Origin of the sequence: Salegentibacter salarius (assembly GCF_900168265.1) — a bacterium.
GTDB classification, from domain to species: Bacteria; Bacteroidota; Bacteroidia; order Flavobacteriales; family Flavobacteriaceae; genus Salegentibacter; species Salegentibacter salarius.
Genome location: NZ_FVZF01000014.1, coordinates 24,663 through 44,887, shown reverse-complemented (window position 1 = coordinate 44,887; position 20,225 = coordinate 24,663). Strand labels below are relative to the sequence as shown.

16 protein-coding genes are annotated in these 20,225 nt (G+C 37.9%); 9 read left to right on the top strand and 7 right to left on the bottom strand.

What is annotated here, in order from left to right; genetic code table 11:
- Window positions 1-56 precede the first annotated feature (56 nt).
- From B5440_RS09210 to B5440_RS09200, 3 genes are all read left to right on the top strand, one after another.
- Window positions 57-524, top strand: a complete 468-nt coding sequence (locus tag B5440_RS09210) for a type I restriction enzyme HsdR N-terminal domain-containing protein (RefSeq protein WP_070053340.1) — start codon at window positions 57-59, stop codon at window positions 522-524.
- Complete coding sequence (locus B5440_RS09205) at window positions 521-1,516, top strand: glycosyltransferase family 2 protein (RefSeq protein WP_070053339.1); 996 nt, start codon at window positions 521-523, stop codon at window positions 1,514-1,516. The genes B5440_RS09210 and B5440_RS09205 overlap by 4 nt, the downstream gene beginning before the upstream one ends.
- Window positions 1,517-1,607: 91 nt before the next feature.
- Complete coding sequence (locus B5440_RS09200) at window positions 1,608-2,441, top strand: OmpA/MotB family protein (RefSeq protein WP_070053338.1); 834 nt, start codon at window positions 1,608-1,610, stop codon at window positions 2,439-2,441.
- 72 nt (window positions 2,442-2,513) lie between these two features.
- Here B5440_RS09200 and B5440_RS09195 read toward each other — a convergent pair whose 3' ends face one another.
- The 4 genes from B5440_RS09195 to B5440_RS09180 form a co-directional block, all read right to left on the bottom strand.
- Window positions 2,514-3,350 (bottom strand): alpha/beta fold hydrolase, encoded by an 837-nt coding sequence (locus B5440_RS09195; RefSeq protein WP_070053337.1) that lies wholly within the window; start codon window positions 3,348-3,350, stop codon window positions 2,514-2,516.
- 101 nt (window positions 3,351-3,451) lie between these two features.
- Window positions 3,452-4,072 carry an L-threonylcarbamoyladenylate synthase gene (locus B5440_RS09190; RefSeq protein ID WP_070053336.1) on the bottom strand — a complete coding sequence of 207 codons (621 nt, stop codon included), beginning with the start codon at window positions 4,070-4,072 and terminating at the stop codon, window positions 3,452-3,454.
- A gap of 65 nt (window positions 4,073-4,137) precedes the next feature.
- The gene (locus tag B5440_RS09185; RefSeq protein WP_070053335.1) at window positions 4,138-4,350 is read right to left on the bottom strand and encodes a hypervirulence associated TUDOR domain-containing protein; all 213 of its coding nucleotides are present in this window, start codon (window positions 4,348-4,350) and stop codon (window positions 4,138-4,140) included.
- Window positions 4,351-4,416: 66 nt separating this feature from the next.
- Complete coding sequence (locus tag B5440_RS09180) at window positions 4,417-6,738, bottom strand: ATP-dependent helicase (protein WP_070053334.1); 2,322 nt, start codon at window positions 6,736-6,738, stop codon at window positions 4,417-4,419.
- A 161-nt stretch (window positions 6,739-6,899) separates the two neighbouring features.
- Here B5440_RS09180 and B5440_RS09175 point away from each other — a divergent pair, with 161 nt between their 5' ends.
- Genes B5440_RS09175 through B5440_RS09165 form a run of 3 tightly spaced genes read left to right on the top strand, consistent with a single transcriptional unit; the run spans window position 6,900 to window position 10,323 of the window.
- Window positions 6,900-8,180, top strand: a complete 1,281-nt coding sequence (locus B5440_RS09175; protein ID WP_070053333.1) for an amidohydrolase — start codon at window positions 6,900-6,902, stop codon at window positions 8,178-8,180.
- Window positions 8,181-8,182: 2 nt separating this feature from the next.
- The gene (locus tag B5440_RS09170) at window positions 8,183-9,805 is read left to right on the top strand and encodes an FMN-binding glutamate synthase family protein (RefSeq protein WP_070053332.1); all 1,623 of its coding nucleotides are present in this window, start codon (window positions 8,183-8,185) and stop codon (window positions 9,803-9,805) included.
- Window positions 9,802-10,323, top strand: a complete 522-nt coding sequence (locus tag B5440_RS09165) for a DUF7935 family protein (protein ID WP_070053331.1) — start codon at window positions 9,802-9,804, stop codon at window positions 10,321-10,323. Before B5440_RS09170 ends, B5440_RS09165 begins: the two co-directional genes overlap by 4 nt.
- On the opposite strand, the gene B5440_RS09160 is transcribed toward B5440_RS09165, so the two are convergent.
- The 3 genes from B5440_RS09160 to B5440_RS09150 are packed head-to-tail and all read right to left on the bottom strand — an operon-like array spanning window position 10,320 to window position 14,263.
- Window positions 10,320-11,243 (bottom strand): patatin-like phospholipase family protein, encoded by a 924-nt coding sequence (locus tag B5440_RS09160; RefSeq protein ID WP_057482015.1) that lies wholly within the window; start codon window positions 11,241-11,243, stop codon window positions 10,320-10,322. The genes B5440_RS09165 and B5440_RS09160 overlap by 4 nt on opposite strands.
- Entirely contained in the window at window positions 11,243-12,145 is a 903-nt protein-coding gene (locus B5440_RS09155) for a patatin-like phospholipase family protein (RefSeq protein ID WP_070053330.1), read from the bottom strand. Before B5440_RS09155 ends, B5440_RS09160 begins: the two co-directional genes overlap by 1 nt.
- 3 nt (window positions 12,146-12,148) lie before the next feature.
- The gene (locus B5440_RS09150; RefSeq protein WP_070053329.1) at window positions 12,149-14,263 is read right to left on the bottom strand and encodes a M1 family metallopeptidase; all 2,115 of its coding nucleotides are present in this window, start codon (window positions 14,261-14,263) and stop codon (window positions 12,149-12,151) included.
- 119 nt (window positions 14,264-14,382) lie between these two features.
- Between B5440_RS09150 and recG the strand changes: the two genes are divergently transcribed.
- The 3 genes from recG (at window position 14,383) to pheT (ending at window position 20,206) form a co-directional block, all read left to right on the top strand.
- Complete coding sequence (gene recG, locus B5440_RS09145) at window positions 14,383-16,482, top strand: ATP-dependent DNA helicase RecG (RefSeq protein WP_070053328.1); 2,100 nt, start codon at window positions 14,383-14,385, stop codon at window positions 16,480-16,482.
- Window positions 16,483-16,709: 227 nt separating this feature from the next.
- Complete coding sequence (locus tag B5440_RS09140) at window positions 16,710-17,624, top strand: tetratricopeptide repeat protein (RefSeq protein WP_070053327.1); 915 nt, start codon at window positions 16,710-16,712, stop codon at window positions 17,622-17,624.
- 155 nt (window positions 17,625-17,779) lie between these two features.
- Window positions 17,780-20,206, top strand: coding sequence for a phenylalanine--tRNA ligase subunit beta (gene pheT / locus B5440_RS09135; RefSeq protein WP_070053326.1), 2,427 nt, complete (start codon window positions 17,780-17,782; stop codon window positions 20,204-20,206).
- The last annotated feature ends 19 nt before the right edge of the window (window positions 20,207-20,225 follow it).

Below are 20,225 nucleotides of genomic sequence, written 5' to 3'. Positions count from 1 at the left end.
TTTTTAAATTAAACTGAAGCTTGCTGCGCTGTGGTTTTCTTTTTTACTTTTGGCCTATGTTAGCGCTTAATTTTCCAAAATACTCGTTCCGGTTCAAAAATAGTGAAAATAAAATAGCCGTTTTTGATGAACTCCGGAAAAAATTTGTGGTTTTAACTCCCGAAGAATGGGTGAGACAACACGTGGTTAAATTCCTTACTTTAGATAAGAATTACCCTAAGAACCATATTAATGTTGAAAAACAATTAAAACTGGGAAAACTTACTAAACGCTATGATGTGGTAGTTTTTTATCCTGACGGAAAAATAAAAGTAGTGGTAGAATGTAAAGCCCCGCATATAAAAATAACCCAGGAAGTTTTTGACCAAATCGCCAGGTATAATTTGAGTTTAAAAGCCGATTATTTAATGCTCACCAACGGATTGCAACATTACTTCTGCAAACTGGATTATAAAGAAGAAAAATATCATTTTCTACCTGAAATCCCCGATTATATTTCTTCTAAAACTTCTGAAAGATCATGAGCACGGCAGTAGTAATTTTAAACTGGAATGGACGGAGCTTACTGGAGCAGTTTTTGCCTTCGGTAATTCGTTTTTCTGAAGGAGCCAATATTTATGTAGCCGATAATGCTTCTACCGATGATTCAGTAGAATTTCTAAGGGAAAATTTTCCGCAGGTAAAAATTATTCAGAATAAAGAGAACGGCGGATTCGCCAAAGGTTACAACGATGCCCTTTCCCATTTAACCGAAGATATTTTTGTATTGCTAAACAGCGATGTAGAAGTTTCCAAAAACTGGTTAGAACCGATACTGGAAATCTTTAAAAATCAACCTAAAACAGCCGCGGTACAACCTAAAATACTCGATTTTAAAAGAAAAAACTACTTTGAATATGCCGGGGCTGCCGGAGGATATATAGACAAATACGGGTATCCTTTTTGCCGTGGGAGGATCTTTGATACTTTAGAAGTAGACCACGGACAGTATAATAACGATGTTCCTATTTTTTGGGCCAGCGGAGCCTGTATGGTGATAAGAAAAAACGTTTACTGGGAAGCCGGTGCATTAGATGAGGATTTTTTTGCTCACCAGGAAGAAATAGATTTATGTTGGCGCATTCATAATTTAGGCTATCAAATAAAATCTTGTGGAATTTCCACCGTTTACCATGTGGGTGGCGCTACTTTAGATAGTATGAACCCAAGAAAGACTTTTTTCAATTTTAGAAATAGCTTGTATATGCTGTTAAAAAATGTGCCCGCACCAAATGTTTATGGCATTTTATTTATTAGGATGATCCTCGATGGCGTTGCGGGAATTAAATTTATTGCCGAAGGTAAATTCTCACATTTATATGCTATTCTTCAAGCACATACCGCATTTTATGGTAACTTCAAAAAAATTCATTCAAAGCGAAAAAGAGTTCCAAAAAACATCAGATATTTTCAGTTAAAATCTATTATTTGGTCTTATTTTTGTTTAAGCAAAAAAGAATTTTCTAAATTAAAATAAAAGGATTCAAACTTATGCTAAAGCTTCTTTTTCCGCTTTACATTTTTTTGATACTTTTGAAACATCTAACATTAATAACAATTACGAGATTATGAAACGAATTATGCTTTTATCGGCTACCGCCGTTCTTTTGTTTTCCTCTTGCGTATCTAATAAAAAATATGCTGAGCTTGAAGAACAACAAAAACAAACCCAGGATGAGTTAAACACTGCAACCATTAAACTAAATGCGTGTTTAGAGGATAAACAAAACCTGAATCAACAAATTTCAAGACTTAACAATACCAACGCGGCATTGCTAAACAACGTAGGTGACCTTGCTACGCTTTCTAAGAAAGAAGCTGAAAACCTTGAGCGTTCTCTTGAAAGCATCAAAGAAAAGGATTTGGCTATTCAATCTATGCGTAATGCAATCAGCAAAAAAGACTCTGTAACTTTAGCGCTTGTAACAAGCTTAAAAGGTGCTTTGGGTAATATGGCTGATGAAGACATTGAAATTAATGTTGAAAAAGGTGTAGTTTACGTTTCTATTTCAGATAAACTTTTATTTGACAGTGGAAGATATAATGTAACCGATCGTGCTAAAGAAGTACTTGGTAAAGTTGCTACTGTAGTTAAAAACAAGCCAGACATCGAATTTATGGTAGAAGGACATACTGATGATAAAGCTATCAAAACTTCAATGTTCGAAGATAACTGGGATCTTAGTGTGAAAAGAGCTACTTCTGTAGTTAGAATTCTTCAGGATGAGTTTGGTGTAGAGCCAGCTAGAATGACTGCCGCCGGTAGAAGTTACTATGTTCCTGTTGCTACAAACGAAACTGCTGAAGGTCGTGCTAAAAACAGAAGAACAAGAATTGTAGTTCTTCCTAAACTTGACCAATTCTACGGAATGATCGAAGAAGGAATGAAATCTGCTAAATAAGCTTTTTGATTCTTTTAAATATAGAAAAACCCCGCAATTGCGGGGTTTTTTATTTTCTAATACGACGATATTTTATTGCTTTAAAAATCGCAGTAAGATCTCATTAAACTCTTTTTTGTGCGTCATTACCAATCCGTGTGGTGCGCCCTCAATTATTTCAAAAGTATTATCCTTAATTAGGTCTTTACTTTTCTTACCGGCAATATCTATCGGCACAATTTCATCATCATCTCCGTGAACTATTAGCGTTGGTACATCAAACTGCTTTAGATCTTCTCTAAAATCTGTCAAACCAAAAGAATCTACACAATCCAAAGTTGCTTTAGAAGAAGCTCTGCAGGCAATACTCCAATCGTAATGTTTTTGATCTTTACTAATACGATCTTTGTTTTTATCGTAATTGTAAAATTTATCTCCAAATCCAGCTAAGAAACCTGCGCGGTCTTTTCGAATTTCCTCTTTAAATCCTTCAAAAACTTCTTTCTCAAGCCCATCAGGATTATCATCGGTTTTCAGCATAAAAGGTGGTACTGCAGAGATTAATGCAGCTTTAGATACATTAGCGGTTCCATATTTCCCTATAAATCGGGCAACTTCTCCTCCACCCATAGAAAAACCTACAATAATTGTATCAGAAAGTCCCAGTGCAGTAATAACATCGTTTAAATCTGAGGCTAAAGTATCGTAATCGTAGCCTTCCCAGGGTTTGTCGCTATCACCAAATCCGCGACGATCGTAACTTATACATCTAAACCCGGCATCTACGATTTTCTCTACCTGGTATTCCCACATTTTATGACTTAAAGGCCAGCCGTGAATTAATATAACCGGTTGCCCTTCGCCATAATCTTCGTAAAATAGCTTTGTCTTATTTTCGTGTTCTTCGTTCTTAGTTTTAATATAATTCATTGCGTGTTTTTTTTATTAAGTTATGGACTATAGCTCGCTATAAAAAAGTAAAGCCTGCATTTAGCAGGCTTTTAACGTGTTATCAAAAATTTTATTTAAAACTATAAGTTTTCGATACTTCCTTTCCCCTCTCTTATCACTTCTGGTTGCGGCGTGGTAAGATCTACCACCGTAGATGGTATATTATCTCCATAACCACCGTCAATAACAAGATCTACTAAATGATCCCATTTCTCTTTTATCAATTCTGGATCTGTGGTGTATTCCAGTACTTCATCTTCATCGTAAATTGAAGTGGAAACAATAGGATTTCCCAAAGTGGCCACAATACTTTTACAAATAGCATTATCTGGCACTCTAATCCCAACTGTTTTCTTCTTTTTAAACACATTTGGAAGGTTATTATTCCCCGGAAGAATAAAAGTAAAAGGCCCGGGAAGATTTCTCTTTAAAACCTTAAAGGTGGCAGAATCTATTTGCTTCACATAATCCGAAAGATTGCTAAGATCTTCGCAAACGAAAGAAAAATTAGCCTTTTCCAGTTTCACCCCTTTAATTTGAGCAATTTTTTCTAATGCTGAGGTATTGGTGATATCGCATCCTAGACCATACACGGTATCTGTAGGGTAAATTATAAGTCCGCCGTTTCTTAAAGTTTCTACTACTTTATTAATATGTTTCTGACTTGGGTTTTCGTCATAAATTCTAAGTAATTCAGCCATAGTTATAAATTTTAATACCCGAGAATTTACAAATTTTCGAGCAGATATTTTTTAAATTGGTTCAATTAATCTGATTTAGAAACTTCACTTTCCAGCTTCAGCACTTTACTACCATCTTCCTGCTCTATAAAAAGTGCTTTATTCCCTTCTTCCCCTTTTCGGATAATTTCGCTTCCATCTATGGTTTTTGTAACTTCTTCAGCATAAGTTTTGGTTACTTTTCCTTTTGCTTCACCATTACCCCATTTCCACTTTACATTACTCCCTTCCTTAATCATATTTTTTCTTGAAGATAAAAAGAAAGCCGCGTGAAGCGGCTTTATATAACAGAAGTTTAACGAGATCTAGGAGATCAATTTCAATTTAGCAAACCTTAGCAGTAACTTTTTAATTCCTCCATTCACAAAATCTATTTCGGCTTTTTTATCCTGCCCAACTCCATCTATAGCCAGAACTTTTCCTTTTCCAAAACGCATATGCTCCACCACGTTGCCGGCTTCCAGTTTTATAGCATTTGTAGCTTTTTCGGGCTCCGGGCTGGCGGGTTTTAATTTTCGAAGTTTTCTTAACTGAGATTCGCTTGGTTTATGTGCAGGCGGCGGAGTTCCTTTTTTAGGCTTGGTTTGGCGCAGTTTACTTTTATCAACCTCATCACCAAAAATATCGGTATCAATTAGGGGCTTGTATTTATAATCATCTTGTGGAATCATATAATTCACATACTGCTCATCCACTTCTTCTATAAACCTACTGGGCTCTGCATCTACCAGTTTCCCCCAACGGTAACGGGACTGGGTATAAGTTAGGTAAGCTTGTTTTTCGGCACGGGTAAGTGCTACATAGAATAATCGGCGTTCTTCTTCCAGCTCGCTTCGGGTATTCATACTCATTCCTGAAGGGAAAAGATCCTCTTCCAGGCCAACAATATATACATACGGGAACTCCAAACCTTTTGCCAGGTGAATAGTCATTAAGGCAACACGATCATCATCTCCGGTATCTTTGTCCATATCTGTAGCAAGCGCTACATCTTCAAGGAATTCAGCCAGAGAACCATCGGCATCTGCCAGTTCCTTTTGACCTTCCACAAAATCCTTGATCCCGTTTAATAATTCTTCAATATTTTCAATCCTGGCAATTCCTTCCGGAGTACCATCTTTCTTTAATTCCTGAACTAAACCAGTCTTTTTGGTTACGGTATCAGCAACAGTAAAAGCATCGGCATTTTCAGCAAGAATCGTGAAACTCTTAATCATATTCACGAAATTATCCAGCTTAGTACGCGTACTCTTATTGATCTTTAGATCCAGATGATCTATATTCTCAATAATTTCAAAAATGGTCTTCCCATATTGATTCCCGGCAATGCTCAATTTATCCATCGTAGTTTGCCCAATTCCACGAGCAGGATAATTAATTACCCGCTTAAGTGCTTCCTCATCTTTCGGATTAATCAGAAGTCTTAAATAAGACAGTACATCTTTAATTTCCTTTCGCTGGTAGAATGAAAGTCCGCCGTAAATTCTATACGGAATTTCCTTTTTCCTCAGCGCATCTTCCATCGCTCTACTCTGGGCGTTGGTTCGGTAAAGAATCGCAAAATCGCCATTACTCATTTGATTTTGCATTCTATTTTCAAAAATAGAACCTGCAACAAAACGGCCTTCTTCCCCATCGGTAAGCAAACGATTTACTACAATTTTTGGCCCTTCATCATTAGCCGTCCAAACTACTTTTTCAAGCTTGGTTTTATTCTTTTCAATAATGGAGTTGGCGGCGTTTACAATGTTTTTGGTAGAACGGTAATTTTGCTCCAGGCGGTACATTTGCACATTCTCGTAATCTTTCTGGAAGTTCAAAATATTATTAATGTTCGCTCCGCGGAATGCATAAATACTCTGCGCATCATCCCCTACTACACATATATTCTGAAATTTATCTGAGAGTGCTTTTACAATTAAATACTGTGAATGGTTGGTATCCTGGTACTCATCTACCAAAATATACCTAAACCGGTTTTGGTATTTATGAAGCACTTCTGGAAATCGATTTAAAAGCTCGTTTGTTTTCAGCAGCAAATCATCAAAATCCATCGCGCCAGCTTTAAAACAGCGTTCCACATATTCCTGGTAGATTTCCCCCAAACGTGGTTTTTTAGACATTGCATCGGCTTCCTTCAATTCCGGGTTTTGGAAATAAGCCTTTACGGTAATTAAACTGTTTTTATAAGAAGAAATCCGGCTGTAAACCTGTTTGTATTTATAAACGTCTTTATCGAGGCGCATATCTTTAATAATCGCCCTAATCACGCTTTGCGAATCTTGTGTATCGTAAATGGTAAAATTTGAAGGATAGCCCAATTTATCCGCTTCAAACCGTAAAATTTTAGCGAAAATAGAATGAAAGGTCCCCATCCATAAATTCTTCGCTTCGCTACTACCAACAATTTTAGAAATACGGGTTTTCATCTCCCGGGCCGCTTTATTAGTAAAGGTGAGCGATAAAATATTAAAAGGATCTACGCCCTGGCTCATAAGGTAAGCAATACGGTAGGTAAGCACCCGGGTTTTCCCAGATCCTGCTCCGGCAATTACAATCATTGCGCCATCCTTTTGCAGTACAGGCGCGCGTTGTGCGTCATTTAATTCGGCTAAATAAGCTTCCAATCTTTTCAGTTTTTTAAATGCGTGAAATTAACCAAAACGAGACAATTTATAAACCCGAAATCCACTTTGTTTTAAACAAACTAAGATTGGCTGGGAGCGATTGCTTAAGTTTTTAATATCTTTAAAATTCTACAAACCAGCTTCAACGCGAAACAAAAGCTATGAAAAGAATTATTTTTAGCCTGCTTGGGCTTTTCAGTTTTACTTTAACCGCCCAAGAAATTGATTCAGAGATCAATACTTCTGCTGAAGAAATAGAAGAACAGGTGATCGAGTGGCGAAGAGACTTTCACCAGCATCCCGAACTTTCCAACCGGGAAACCGAAACCGCTAAAAAAATTGCAGCCCATTTACAAAGCCTGGGAATTGAAACTACTACCGGAATCGCAAAAACCGGTGTGGTAGGAATTTTAAAAGGTGATAATGAAGGGAAAACGGTGGCCTTAAGAGCAGATATTGATGCGCTCCCGGTAACCGAAAGAAATGATCTCCCGTTTAAATCTGAAGTAAGAACAGAATTTTTGGGTTCAGAAACCGGGGTAATGCACGCCTGTGGTCACGATACTCATATTGCTATTATGATGGGTGTTGCCGAAGTTCTTTCAAAGAATAAAGATAAAATAAATGGCACGGTAAAGTTTATTTTCCAACCCGCCGAGGAAGGTCCGCCACCGGGTGAAGAAGGCGGTGCCTCTCTCATGATTAAGGAAGGTGTATTAAAAAATCCTGATGTAGATGCAATTTTCGGGCTTCATATAAATTCGGAAACACCGGTGGGAACCATTCGATACAAACCCGAAGGAACTATGGCTGCGGTAGAACGCTTTGTAATAAACGTAAAAGGAAAACAAACTCACGGCTCTGCACCCTGGAGCGGTACAGATCCCATTCTCATTTCAGCAAAAATCATAGATGGTTTACAAACCATAATTAGCCGGGAATCTAAACTGATAGATGCCGCCGCAGTAATTACGGTAGGAAAAATCACGAGTGGTGTACGTTTTAATATAATTCCTGAAACCTCGGAAATGATTGGGACGATAAGAACCCTGGATCCAGATATGAAAAAATTGATTTTAAAAAGAATGAACGAAATGGTTCCGGCCATCGCTAAAGCATATGGCGGGGAAGCTACCGTAGAAATTCAAAATAATACTGCGATTACCTATAATGACCCTGAATTAACCAGCAGAATGCTGCCTACTTTACAAGCTATAGCAGGAGAAGAAAATGTAGTTTTAGCTAAAGCCACCACCGGTGGGGAAGATTTTTCTTTCTTTCAGGAGGAAGTACCCGGTTTTTACTATTTCCTTGGCGGAAAACCTTTAGATTCTACCGAACCGGCACCTCATCATACTCCCGACTTTTATATAGATGAAAGCGGAATGTTACTGGGGGTAAAAACTATGTCTCAGCTGGCTATAGATTACCTAAATCAATAATTATGGAAAATGTATTTGATGTTTTGGCTTCAATTGAATGGTGGGGATGGATCTTAATTGTTATTGTTTTTATCGCTATTAAAGATATTTTCTTCAGCCGGGAACATACTATTAAGCACAATTTCCCGGTGGTTGGGCATTTACGCTATTTTTTAGAAGGAATTGGCCCGGAATTACGCCAGTATATCGTGGCTAGCAACAGGGAGGAATTACCTTTTAACCGGGTTGAACGCGGCTGGATTTATGCTTCGGCCAAAAATGAAAATAATTACGAGGGTTTTGGAACCGATCAGGATATTTTTTCAACGCATTATATCTTTATCAATAATGCGATGATTCCTTATAAATTAGATGAAAAGCATCCTAATGCAATAGACCCAAATTTTATTGCCTGCGGGAAAGTGATGGGAGAATATAACAAAAGAGAACGCCCTTTTAGACCGGCCTCGATAATCAATGTTTCTGCTATGAGTTTTGGTTCTCTTTCAGCCAGGGCTATTGAATCTTTAAATGAGGGTTGCAAAGAAGCCGGTGCTTATCACAATACTGGAGAAGGAGGACTTTCACAATACCATCAAAAAGGAGCCGATGTGGTTTTTCATTTTGGAACTGGATATTTTGGAGTTCGGGACGAAAATGGAAACTTTTCTATGGATAGAATGGTGGCACTCGTAAAAGAGAATCCTCAGATTCGAGCTATCGAAGTCAAGCTTTCACAGGGTGCCAAACCAGGAAAAGGCGGAGTATTACCAGCTTCAAAAATCACCAAAGAAATTTCTGAAATTCGGCACGTCCCTATGGGTCAGGACGTACTTTCTCCACCAAATCATTCAGCTTTTAGCAATATTCCCGAATTGTTAGATTTTATTGAAGAAATCGCTGAAGCGACCGGACTTCCGGTCGGCATAAAATCGGCCGTGGGAAGATTAAATCAATGGGAAGAACTCGCTGCGCTTATGTCAAAAACCAAACGAGGCCCGGATTTTATAACAATTGACGGTGGTGAAGGTGGTACCGGCGCCGCGCCGCCAAGTTTTGCAGATCACGTTTCATTACCCTGGATTTACGCATTTACCGATGTTTACAAAATATTCCTGAATGAAGGAATTACCGATAGAATTGTATTTATTGGCAGTGGGAAACTCGGTTTTCCGGCAAAAGCAGCTATGGCTTTTGCGTTGGGAGCAGATTGTATAAATGTTGCCCGGGAAGCAATGATGAGTATTGGCTGTATACAGGCGCAAGCCTGCCATAACAACACCTGCCCTACCGGAGTTGCTACACAAAACAAATGGTTGCAGGCAGGAATAAATGTGAAAGATAAAGCTCGCCGAGTGAACTATTACTTCACTAAGTTCAGAAAAGAGTTGTTAGAGATTACCCACGCCTGCGGTTACGAGCATCCGTCACAATTTACTATGGATGATGTAGAGATAAATTTAAGCGACAAGAATCTGGCAAAAACCCTGGCGACCACTTTTGCATATCATAAAGAAAAAGTACCTTTCGGCGATATTCAATCGCATATGGATTGCCCACATCTGGGCGGAATTCATAAGCAAAAAGAAGTGACGACCAAAGAAGCTGAAACCGAGGAAACCTCTCCACATAATAAGAACGAATGAATCAGATAGAACTTTCCCAAATACTTTTAGCTATTCTGCCGGCTTTAATTGTTGGTGTAGTAGCCTTTTATTTTTTTAGTTCGTATAACAAAAATGAAGAAAATAGAAGACGCTTTCTATTACATAGAGAAAATCAAAAAACAGCGCTTCCCCTTAAATTGCAGGCTTACGAAAGAATGACGCTATTTTTAGAGCGAATTTCTCCCGGTAAAATCTTATTCAGGGTAAAACCAAATTCTGATGATAAAGAAGCTTACGAGCGTTTATTGATCAATACTATAGAACAGGAATTTGAGCATAACCTGGCCCAACAAATCTATCTTTCTACAGAATCCTGGGATTATATAAAAACGGCTAAAAACGCTACCATCGGTATCATTAGAAAAGCCAATCAACAGGAAAGTGTAACCGATGCCGATAAATTAAGAGAAGTAATCTTAAAAAATCTCATAGAAAAACAATCACCTACCGAAGCTGCAATTGCTTATCTAAAAAATGAAGTAAAACGCTTTATCTAAAACAAGCCGAAAAAACCTTTTCTCTTAGTAGCCAGGTATTGTAAATGCTTTTCTTTTGCGTGATCGTAACCTTGCTGCCACCACTCTCCCATAAGCTTCTTATTAAAAACAAGGGAGTTTTCTGTAAGCTTTGTAGGGGTATAATAAGTGTTTAATTTCACTTTTTTATTTAGCGCGGCAAGTTTTCCCTCTACGATATCATGATATTCTACCTGGTCCAGCAAAAACCCAAAAAGGTTGATCATTAAAGAAAATGGGTTTTTACCTAAAACCTTGTTGTATTCCATATTTTCGGCTTCCAGAATAATAGCATCAACTTCTGTAGCTCCACGCTTTATTGCTTCCCGAATTGGCACTACACAACCCAATCCTCCATCGGCATATTCAAATCCGTCTTTTTTGGCTAAACTCATAAAAGGAATATAATTACAGCTTATCCAGATCCAGTCACAAAAATCTTCGTAAGTAAAATCGTTAATCGATTTATACTCTACCCGGTTTTTAGACAAATTAGAAACGGTAACCACTACATCTTCCACCTGGTTTTTAAGATGATCGAAATTTTCCTCAGAAAAATTACGCTTTATATGTTTTCGTAGGTTTTGACTTTCTCCAAACGTCCTTTTCTTCCGAACAAATTGCCAGAACATGTTAAAATAATTGATCGTCACATACTCCCTACCTTCCTTTCGCTTTACTACAAAAGGATTTACATTAAAAATCTTACGCTGGTTTACATTGGTGTAAATGTCATAGACCTTGTCTATATTTCCCATAGCAAGGTGCGGAATTAAAAGACTTCCGGTAGAAGTGCCCAGAAATAAATCGTACTTCTTGCCTTCTTCCTGAATTAAATATTGGGCAACGCCGCCTGCAAAAGCGCCTTTACTGCCCCCGCCCGATATTACCAGTGCACGCATTAAGGTTCAATTTGGTTCATTTCCTCGCTTTTTTCTCTGGCATAAGTATAGCCAGTTTTCCACCAGGATTTCATTTGTTTCTCATCAAAAATAAGGGAATTGGTAGTTAATACCGTAGGTGTGTAGTAAAAATTTATGGTCGTATTTTTATTGGCTGCGGCAAATTTCCCAATTTGAATATTCTGCTTCTCTATTCTATCTAGCATAAACCGAAACAAATTAGTGATCAATCCAAAAACGTTTTTTGAAGGCATTCTATTATAAAAAGTAGCTTCGGTTTGTAAAATAACAGCATCTATATGGGTTGCTCCCCTTTTAATAGCTTCTTCAATAGGCACCATTGTTCCCAGGCCACCATCGGCATATTCACAACCATCCTTTTGCACCAGGCTCATAAAAGGTGTGTAATTACACGAAATCCAGATCCATTCACAAAATTCTTCGTATTCAAAATCTTTAATCGATTTATATTCTACTGTATTAAGGGAAATATTGGAAACAGTAACCACGATATCCTTTTTACTGGATTTTAAGCTCAAAAATTCCTCTTTGGTTAAGGTGTTTTGAATGAGTTTTTTCAAGTTTTTACTTTCACCAAAAGTTTTCTTCCCCTGAATAAAATTACGAATTACATTAAAGTGATTTATGCTTATTTGATCGTAGCCGTGACGTCGTTTAATAAGAAAAGGCCGATTACTGAAGATACTAGACTGATTCACCGAAGTGTAGATATCCTTTATCTTCTCACACTTATTCAAAGCCAGGTGAGAAATTAGCAAACTACCGGTTGAAGTTCCCAGGTAAAGATCGTAATCCCGTTTTAATTCTTCAATTAAATATTGGGCAACACCGCCGGCAAAAGCGCCTTTGCTACCTCCACCAGATATTACTAATGCCCGCATTAATTAAAGTTTAGTTTGCAAATAATCCTGCTCTTTTTGAGAAAGACGATCATCTAAAGCTAAGAATTTTTGCCGATATTCTTCCTTCTTTAGCAACTCGTCTAGCAATTGCCTGCTATAATCCCTAAACCTATAAGCGTGATGCTGTGTTCCCTGCATTAGATCCAGTAAGTTTTGATTAGTAAAACTATTTATTTGATATAAATAACCAAAAGCGTTTTCTCTTACTTCTATAGGATAGTAGGTAGCGGTATACCTCGAAAGTTCCTGGTAAATTTCCTGTTGTTTTCCAGGCTCATAATCTGGAGTTATAAGATTCAAGGTTAACCAGAGCATTCGCACGTTTTTATTGGTAAAACCGGCAACTCCCCTGGTTTTATTCAAATAAGTGGAAACCTTTTGCGGAAAATTCATCCATAATTTTAGTAGCGCTACTTCTTTTGTGAGATAAGATTTATCGTCAAGCAAAGATTCAAATTCGCTTTTAAGTTGCTTCGGAATTCTTTTCATGCTGGTAGCAATAGCCTGCCGAACATAAATATTATTGGTTTTAAATGCTTTTTTATAAAGGTTTATCGCTGTTTCTGAAGTTTCATCTGCCAATTGGTAAACTACCTCCTGCCCGGTATAATCACTTACCGGAAAATCTAAGGCTGCACTTAAAAGCTCTTCTTTTTTCTCTAGCGGAGTTTCTCTTAGAGCCAGAATTTCTAAATGTTTCTTTATAAATTCAGAATTTTTTAAAGAATTTAAGGCTGCAAATCCCTGAAAAGCGGTTTGGTTTAACCACTTCGCAATAAAATCGGGCAAATCTACATTGGCAGCTGCTTCAACTTCGGCTATAAAATTACTAGTGGTGGCTGTTTTAAATTTATATTGTTCCAGGTAATTCTTTACCGCTGTGTTAAAAGCTTCTTTGCCCACTTTTTCTCTCAAAATATGCAAAGCCCAGGCACCTTTATGATAATAGGTAAGCGAACTTGCGTTAGCTTTAGTTACCGGTTCGCCTTTGCCTTGATCACTTAATTCCTTTAACTGCTCGGCAGATTGGTAAAGCTTCCAGTAATAATAATCATCTCCAAAAATTTCCCGTTCTGCCAATAAAGCGTAAAAAGTGGCAAAACCTTCGTGTAACCAGTGATCGTTAGCGGTTTCTGCAGTCACCAAATTCCCAAACCATTGGTGAGCCATTTCGTGTGCATTTACACTCACATAATTCCGGTCTTTAAAAGCAATCGAATCGGTAATAAAAGCGTGGTCAAAAATAGTAGCTGTGGTATTTTCCATTCCAGAATATAGAAAATCTCGCACCGGTGCCTGCTTGTAATTTTGCCACGGATATGCTACTCCTATTTCATTTTCCAGAAAATCAAAAATGGTTTTGGTATGCCGGTAAGTGGGTTCCAAATTTGCTTTTTCTGAAACCGGCATATAAAATTGCAATGCAACTCCTGAAGAAGATTCGGTTTCCTCCATTAAATAATTTCCCGCAGCAAAAGCCAGCAAATAGCTACTCATAGGCCGCTGCATATCAAAACTCCAATTTTTTAAAGAATCGTTTGAAGAAGTTGCGATGAGTTCACCATTCGCCATCACTTCGAGGTTTTGGGGAAATTGATACGAAATATCAAATTCTACTTTTTCTCGCTGATCGTCAAAAGATGGCAACCAATTGGAAGTGTACCTTCCCTGCCCTTGCGTCCAGACTTGCTTTGGTGCATCTATAGAATCAGGAAGTTCCCAGTTGATAAAATAAACTGCTTTCTTTGGTTCTACTGAATATTTCAGTTGAAGGGAATTGTTTTCCGAAGGTGATAATTCATTCTTTATCCAAATGCGCTGGTCGGTATTTCTAAAAGCTACCGATTTTTCGTTCAGCAGCACCTCATCAAAATTCATATTTCTGGCATCTACATAAAACGAATCAATGCTTTTTAGAATCTGAAAATTATATTCTATTGTACCGGAAACCTGCTTTTCCTCAGGTATAACTCGGATTTCGGCTTCAGCTTTTTTAAAATCTATACTATTGATCTGATCCAGCGAATCAGCTAATGGCGCCTGGCTGTAAGTATTCCAGCCAAAACAAAAAAAGAGGATGATAAGGGGGTATCTCATAATAAAAATCTACCCTCGCAAATTACGAAATCTTCATAAAATTCTGGCTTCAGAAAAATTCAGGTTTATTTTTATAGGAAATTCAACCTAAAAAACCTGATTTTAATATCTTCGTTTTCATGAACGCTAATATTCTGCAAACACCCATAGATTACCTAAAAGGAGTCGGCCCAAACCGCGCTGATCTACTGCGGAAAGAACTTGGCATTCATACCTACCAGGATCTAGTGAATTTCTTCCCTAATCGATATCTGGACAAAACCCGTTTTTATAAAATAAACGAATTACAACGAAATTCAGCTGAAGTTCAGGTGGTTGGAAAAATCACCCATATAAGAAGTGTAGAGCAAAAACGCGGCAAGCGCCTGGTAGCAGATTTTATAGACGAAACGGGAAAAATGGAACTGGTTTGGTTTCGTGGCCAAAAATGGATTCGGGAGAATTTAAAGATCAATACGCCTTATGTGATCTTTGGAAAGACCAATTGGTTTAACGGCCTTTTTAGTATGCCGCATCCCGAAATGGAATCGGTGGAAGAATATAAAAAACAACTGCGCACTGCGATGCAGCCTATTTATCCTTCTACAGAAAAGTTAGTAAAATCGGGTATCACCAACCGGGTTATCAATAAACTGATGCAACAGCTTTTTATTGAAACTAAAGGGAAATTCTACGATACGCTTTCTGAAGAAATTACTTCAGAATTAAAACTGATTCCTAAGGCAGAAGCGGTATTCAATATTCATTTTCCGCAGAGCCAGGAATTGTTGGCTAAGGCACAATTCCGCTTAAAGTTTGAAGAACTATTTTATATTCAGTTGCAATTGCTGATTAAAAATATGCTGCAAAAGCAAAAGATAAAAGGTTTTGTTTTTGAAGAAATTGGGCAAAATTTCAGCGAATTCTATAAAAACCATCTTCCTTTTGAACTTACCGGCGCTCAAAAAAAGGTAATCAAAGAAATTAGGGCTGATCTTGGTAGTGGTGCGCAAATGAATCGTTTACTTCAAGGTGACGTAGGATCGGGTAAAACCATTGTGGCACTAATGTCCATGTTTATTGCTTTAGATAATAGTTTCCAGGCTTGTCTGATGGCGCCCACCGAAATTCTCGCAATTCAGCACTATAATGGTCTTGTAGAACTTTGCAAGGATCTGGACACCAGTATTTATTTGCTTACCGGTTCTTCCAAAACTAAAGCCCGGCGGGAAATTCACGAAACGCTGGAGAACGGAGAAATAGATATCCTAATTGGCACCCACGCTTTACTAGAAGACAAGGTGAAATTTAAAAATTTAGGATTGGCCGTTATAGATGAACAACACCGATTTGGTGTAGCGCAACGCGCAAAATTATGGCGAAAAAACCAGGTACCACCACATATCTTAGTAATGACGGCAACGCCAATTCCCAGAACTCTGGCCATGAGTCTTTACGGCGATTTAGACATTTCGGTAATAGATGAATTACCGCCTGGCAGAAAACCTATTAAAACCGTACACCGCTATGATAGCAACCGACTTAAAGTTTTCGCTTTTATAAAAGACGAGATAAAAAAAGGTCGGCAGGTTTATGTGGTCTATCCATTGATCCAGGAATCGGAAAAAATGGATTATAAAGATTTAATGGATGGGTATGAAAGTATTGCCCGCGAGTTTCCAGATGAGCAAATTTCTATAGTTCATGGCCAGATGAAATCTGACGCTAAAGATTATGAAATGGATCGTTTTGTTCGCGGTGAAACCCAGATTATGGTCGCTACCACGGTTATTGAAGTTGGAGTAAATGTGCCAAATGCCAGTGTCATGATTATTGAAAGTGCCGAGCGATTTGGCCTTTCTCAACTTCACCAACTTAGAGGCCGTGTAGGCCGTGGTGCGGAACAGAGTTTCTGTATTTTAATGACCGGTCACAAACTATCCAACGACAGTAAAATCAGGCTGGAAACCATGACCGCCACTAACGATGGTTTCGAAATTGCCGAAGTTGATTTGAAATTACGTGGCCCCGGCGATATTATGGGCACCCAGCAAAGCGGTGTTTTAAATCTTAAGATAGCCGATATTGTAAAGGATAATGACATCCTAAAATTGGCGCGCCATCATGCGATGAGAATTTTAAAAGGGGACCCCAGCCTTTCCCTTGAAAAAAATAAAGTGCTGCGTTTCACTTATGCGCAACTCGCAAAACATAAAAATATCTGGAATTATATTAGCTAGAAATCATTTTTGCTCCAAAAACACTCTACTGAATTTCCCCTAATTTTTACCTAAATCAGAATCATTAGTCTGTCCCTCTTCAATACTATTTTCTTAGTAAAACCAAGGCTTTCCAACAATCTAAAACCAAACAAATGACTGACTTACAGTATTTAACAATGATCCATGAAAAAATTTTAGTCACATTATTGTGTAAATTTAAATACATAATCAAAACGTCAAACATTATGAAAGAGGGAATAGTTTTAAGAAGATTGGTAAGCTTGATGCTTATTTTATGCGGTGGCTTGCTGTTTGCGCAGGAAGAAAATGAAACAGTGCTGGAAGAGAAATTATATGAAGAGTATAAAAGTAACGGGCTTGATAAAGCCATGAAAATGTATGAAAAGCATAAAACTGCAGAATACCAAGGTTTGCAGGAACCTTTAAATCTCCTGGGTTACAAGTTGATGATGGAGGATAAAGACCTGGAAACTGCAGAGCAGGTTTTTAAAGCACAAATTGAAGAATATCCAGAACAAGCCAATCCTTATGATTCTTATGGTGATCTATTATTGGAAAAAGGAGAGAATGAGAAAGCCAAAGAGAATTTTAAGAAAGCTGCAAAATTAGCGGAAAATATAGAGGACGAAGCAGAAAAAACTGAAATGAAACAAGCTTCGCTTTCAAAATTAGCTCGTTTAGAAAATAAGCATCGAAAGTTAGATTTTCTAGCGGGAGAATGGGAAATAACACAAACCGGTTATAGAGATGGCCAGGCGATAGATGCACCCAAAAGCACACAAAATATTACTTACTTACCCGGGGAATCGGTTTTAAGAATAACCCATACCAAGGAAGGAAATGCTGCTTGTTGCGAAAGAATAGTAGCTTACGATGCTATGGATGACACTTACCAAATGGCTTATGTTAATGCAATTAACCCTAACGGTATTGAGGTTTCTGATATTTCTATAACCGATAAAGGCAACGGGGAATTTGAGTTTATGGAAGATTACATTCAAAATAATGAGAAGAAACAAGCCAAACACGTAATCCTGAAAAAAGATAACGACCATATAGAATGGAATGTTTACTTACCAAAAGAAGGCAGCCAGGACTGGGAACTCGTAAATAAAATGGAATTTAAAAGAGAAGCTTAATTATTAGTTTAAGTTTAATTAGCGTTTGAAAGGAGCAACTTAGGTTGCTCCTTTTTTCTTTTACAGGAATTACCAAAATAAGACATAAAATTAAAATTTGAAATTATGCCAAAACTATTCGTAATACTATCTTTGCGAACTGAAAATATTGAGACATGAAAATTTCATATAACTGGCTTAAACAATTCATTAAACTCCCTGAAGCTCCAGAAGCAACCGGAGAACTACTGACTGATCTTGGACTTGAGGTGGAAGGCCTGGACGGTTTTCAAAGTATTAAAGGTGGTCTGGAAGGAATTGTAGTTGGCCATGTTTTAGAATGTAAAAGTCATCCCAATGCCGATAAATTACAACTTACCAATGTAGATCTGGGCAATGGCGAGCAGGTGCAAATTGTTTGTGGAGCGCCTAATATTGCAGCAGGACAAATGGTTCCGGTTGCAACTATTGGCACTACCCTTTACGACGAAAATGGTGAAGCCTGGCCTATTAAAAAAGGGAAGATTAGAGGTGAAGCCAGTTTTGGAATGATCTGTTCTGAAAAAGAACTTGGGCTTGGCCAAAGCCACGAAGGAATTATGGTGATGAAAGATGACCTTATTCCCGGAACTCCCGTAGCCGAAATTTTTGAAGTAGAAAACGACCAGGTTTTTGAAATTGGACTAACGCCAAACCGTGCCGATGCTATGAGCCACTGGGGCGTTGCCAGGGATCTTAAAGCCGGATATACCCAACAAGGGAAAAACCTGGAACTTATCACTCCTTCGGTTAGTAGTTTTCATGTAGACAATAGAAGTCTTAAGATTCAGATACAGGTTGAAGATTCGGCGCTTGCTCCAAGATATTGCGGAGTAACGATCTCAGGTCTTAAGGTTGAAGAATCACCAAAATGGCTTCAGAATAGACTAAAAGCAATAGGCCTTGGCCCAAAGAATAACGTGGTAGATGCTACTAATTACGTAATGCATGAGCTTGGGCAACCGCTACACGCCTTTGATGCCGGAAAAATTACCGGAAATGAAATCAATGTAAAAACATTAGAAAAAGGAACAAAATTCACCACCTTAGATGATGTAGAACGTGAACTTAACGAGGAAGATCTGATGATCTGTGATGCCGAGAAACCGCTTTGTATCGCCGGTGTATTTGGCGGAGCCTCAAGCGGAGTCACCTCAGCTACCACACAAATTTTCCTGGAAAGTGCTTATTTTAACCCGGTAAATGTTAGAAAAACTGCTAAAAGACACGCTTTAAATACCGATGCTTCTTTTAGATTCGAACGCGGAATTGATCCTAATATCACCGAATATGCTTTAAAACGGGCCGTGCTTTTAATTACTGAAATTGCCGGCGGCGAAGTAACCAGTGATATTGATGATCTTTATCCGAAGAAAATTGAAGACTTCCAGGTTTTTCTAACTTTTGATAAGGTAAACAAGCTTATTGGCGAGAACCTTCAGCAGGAAACTATTAAATCTATACTCGCTTCTCTTGAAATTCGTGTAAATAATGTTACCGAAACCGGGATGGGTCTTACTATTCCATCTTACCGGGTAGATGTACAGCGCGAAGCCGATGTAATTGAAGAGATCTTAAGAGTTTATGGTTACAACAATATTAAGTTTGGTGAGAAGTTAAATGCTTCGGTAGCTAATTCTTCAAAATTTGAAGATTACAGACTTCAAAATTTAATCGCAAACCAGCTAGTGGGCCAAGGTTTTTACGAAACTATGGCTAACTCACTAACCACACCAGCATATACCGATTTGAGTGAGCAATTGAATGCTTCCCAAAATGTAAAAATGCTGAATCCTTTAAGTCAGGATTTATCGGTTTTACGTCAATCTATGTTGTACTCTGGACTTGAATCTGTGAGTTATAATATTAACAGAAAACGCAGCGATTTAAAATTATTTGAATTCGGAAAAACCTATCACGATTTTAACGGTAGCCGCGTTGAAAACAAACATCTTTCTATTTTTATTAGTGGAAACCGAAATGCAGAACGCTGGAATTCAACTTCTGGGAGAACCGATTTCTTTTTATTGAAAGGTGTTATTCAATCTATTTTTCAAAGGTTAGGCATTGAAAATTTAAAACCTTCCCCAGTAAAATCTGATGTGTTTTCTGAAGGACTTATATTTTCTTCAGCTAAAAATAATTTGGTTGCATTTGGGGTAATTCGCAAAAAAGTATTGAAGCATTTTGATATTGAACAGGAAGTATTATATGCCGATTTTAACTGGGATGCGTTATTGGAAGTTACCAAGGCCAGAAAGACCAGCTTTAGCGCTATTCCTAAATATCCTGCGGTTAGACGTGATTTTGCCCTGTTATTGAATAACAATGTTTCTTATGAAGAAATTGAGCAAATCGCTCTAAAAACGGAGAAAAAACTTCTTAAGGAAGTAGATCTTTTTGATGTTTACCAGGGAAATAATCTCCCTGAAGGAAAGAAGAGTTATGCCGTAAGTTTTAAGTTTCAGGATGAAAATAAAACCCTTACCGATAAGCAGGTAGATAAAATGATGAAAAAGCTTCAGCACAGGTTTGAAGAAGAACTTCAGGCCGAATTGAGGTAATTACATATAAAATTGGCTG

Bases quoted from the DNA above. Each gene is read 5' to 3' on its own strand.
- B5440_RS09210 (WP_070053340.1), top strand. From the start codon at position 57: ATGTTAGCGCTTAATTTTCCAAAATACTCGTTCCGGTTCAAAAATAGT.
- B5440_RS09205 (WP_070053339.1), top strand. From the start codon at position 521: ATGAGCACGGCAGTAGTAATTTTAAACTGGAATGGACGGAGCTTACTG.
- B5440_RS09200 (WP_070053338.1), top strand. From the start codon at position 1,608: ATGAAACGAATTATGCTTTTATCGGCTACCGCCGTTCTTTTGTTTTCC.
- B5440_RS09195 (WP_070053337.1), bottom strand. From the start codon at position 3,350: ATGAATTATATTAAAACTAAGAACGAAGAACACGAAAATAAGACAAAG.
- B5440_RS09190 (WP_070053336.1), bottom strand. From the start codon at position 4,072: ATGGCTGAATTACTTAGAATTTATGACGAAAACCCAAGTCAGAAACAT.
- B5440_RS09185 (WP_070053335.1), bottom strand. From the start codon at position 4,350: ATGATTAAGGAAGGGAGTAATGTAAAGTGGAAATGGGGTAATGGTGAA.
- B5440_RS09175 (WP_070053333.1), top strand. From the start codon at position 6,900: ATGAAAAGAATTATTTTTAGCCTGCTTGGGCTTTTCAGTTTTACTTTA.
- B5440_RS09170 (WP_070053332.1), top strand. From the start codon at position 8,183: ATGGAAAATGTATTTGATGTTTTGGCTTCAATTGAATGGTGGGGATGG.
- B5440_RS09165 (WP_070053331.1), top strand. From the start codon at position 9,802: ATGAATCAGATAGAACTTTCCCAAATACTTTTAGCTATTCTGCCGGCT.
- B5440_RS09160 (WP_057482015.1), bottom strand. From the start codon at position 11,243: ATGCGTGCACTGGTAATATCGGGCGGGGGCAGTAAAGGCGCTTTTGCA.
- B5440_RS09155 (WP_070053330.1), bottom strand. From the start codon at position 12,145: ATGCGGGCATTAGTAATATCTGGTGGAGGTAGCAAAGGCGCTTTTGCC.
- B5440_RS09150 (WP_070053329.1), bottom strand. From the start codon at position 14,263: ATGAGATACCCCCTTATCATCCTCTTTTTTTGTTTTGGCTGGAATACT.
- recG (WP_070053328.1), top strand. From the start codon at position 14,383: ATGAACGCTAATATTCTGCAAACACCCATAGATTACCTAAAAGGAGTC.
- B5440_RS09140 (WP_070053327.1), top strand. From the start codon at position 16,710: ATGAAAGAGGGAATAGTTTTAAGAAGATTGGTAAGCTTGATGCTTATT.
- pheT (WP_070053326.1), top strand. From the start codon at position 17,780: ATGAAAATTTCATATAACTGGCTTAAACAATTCATTAAACTCCCTGAA.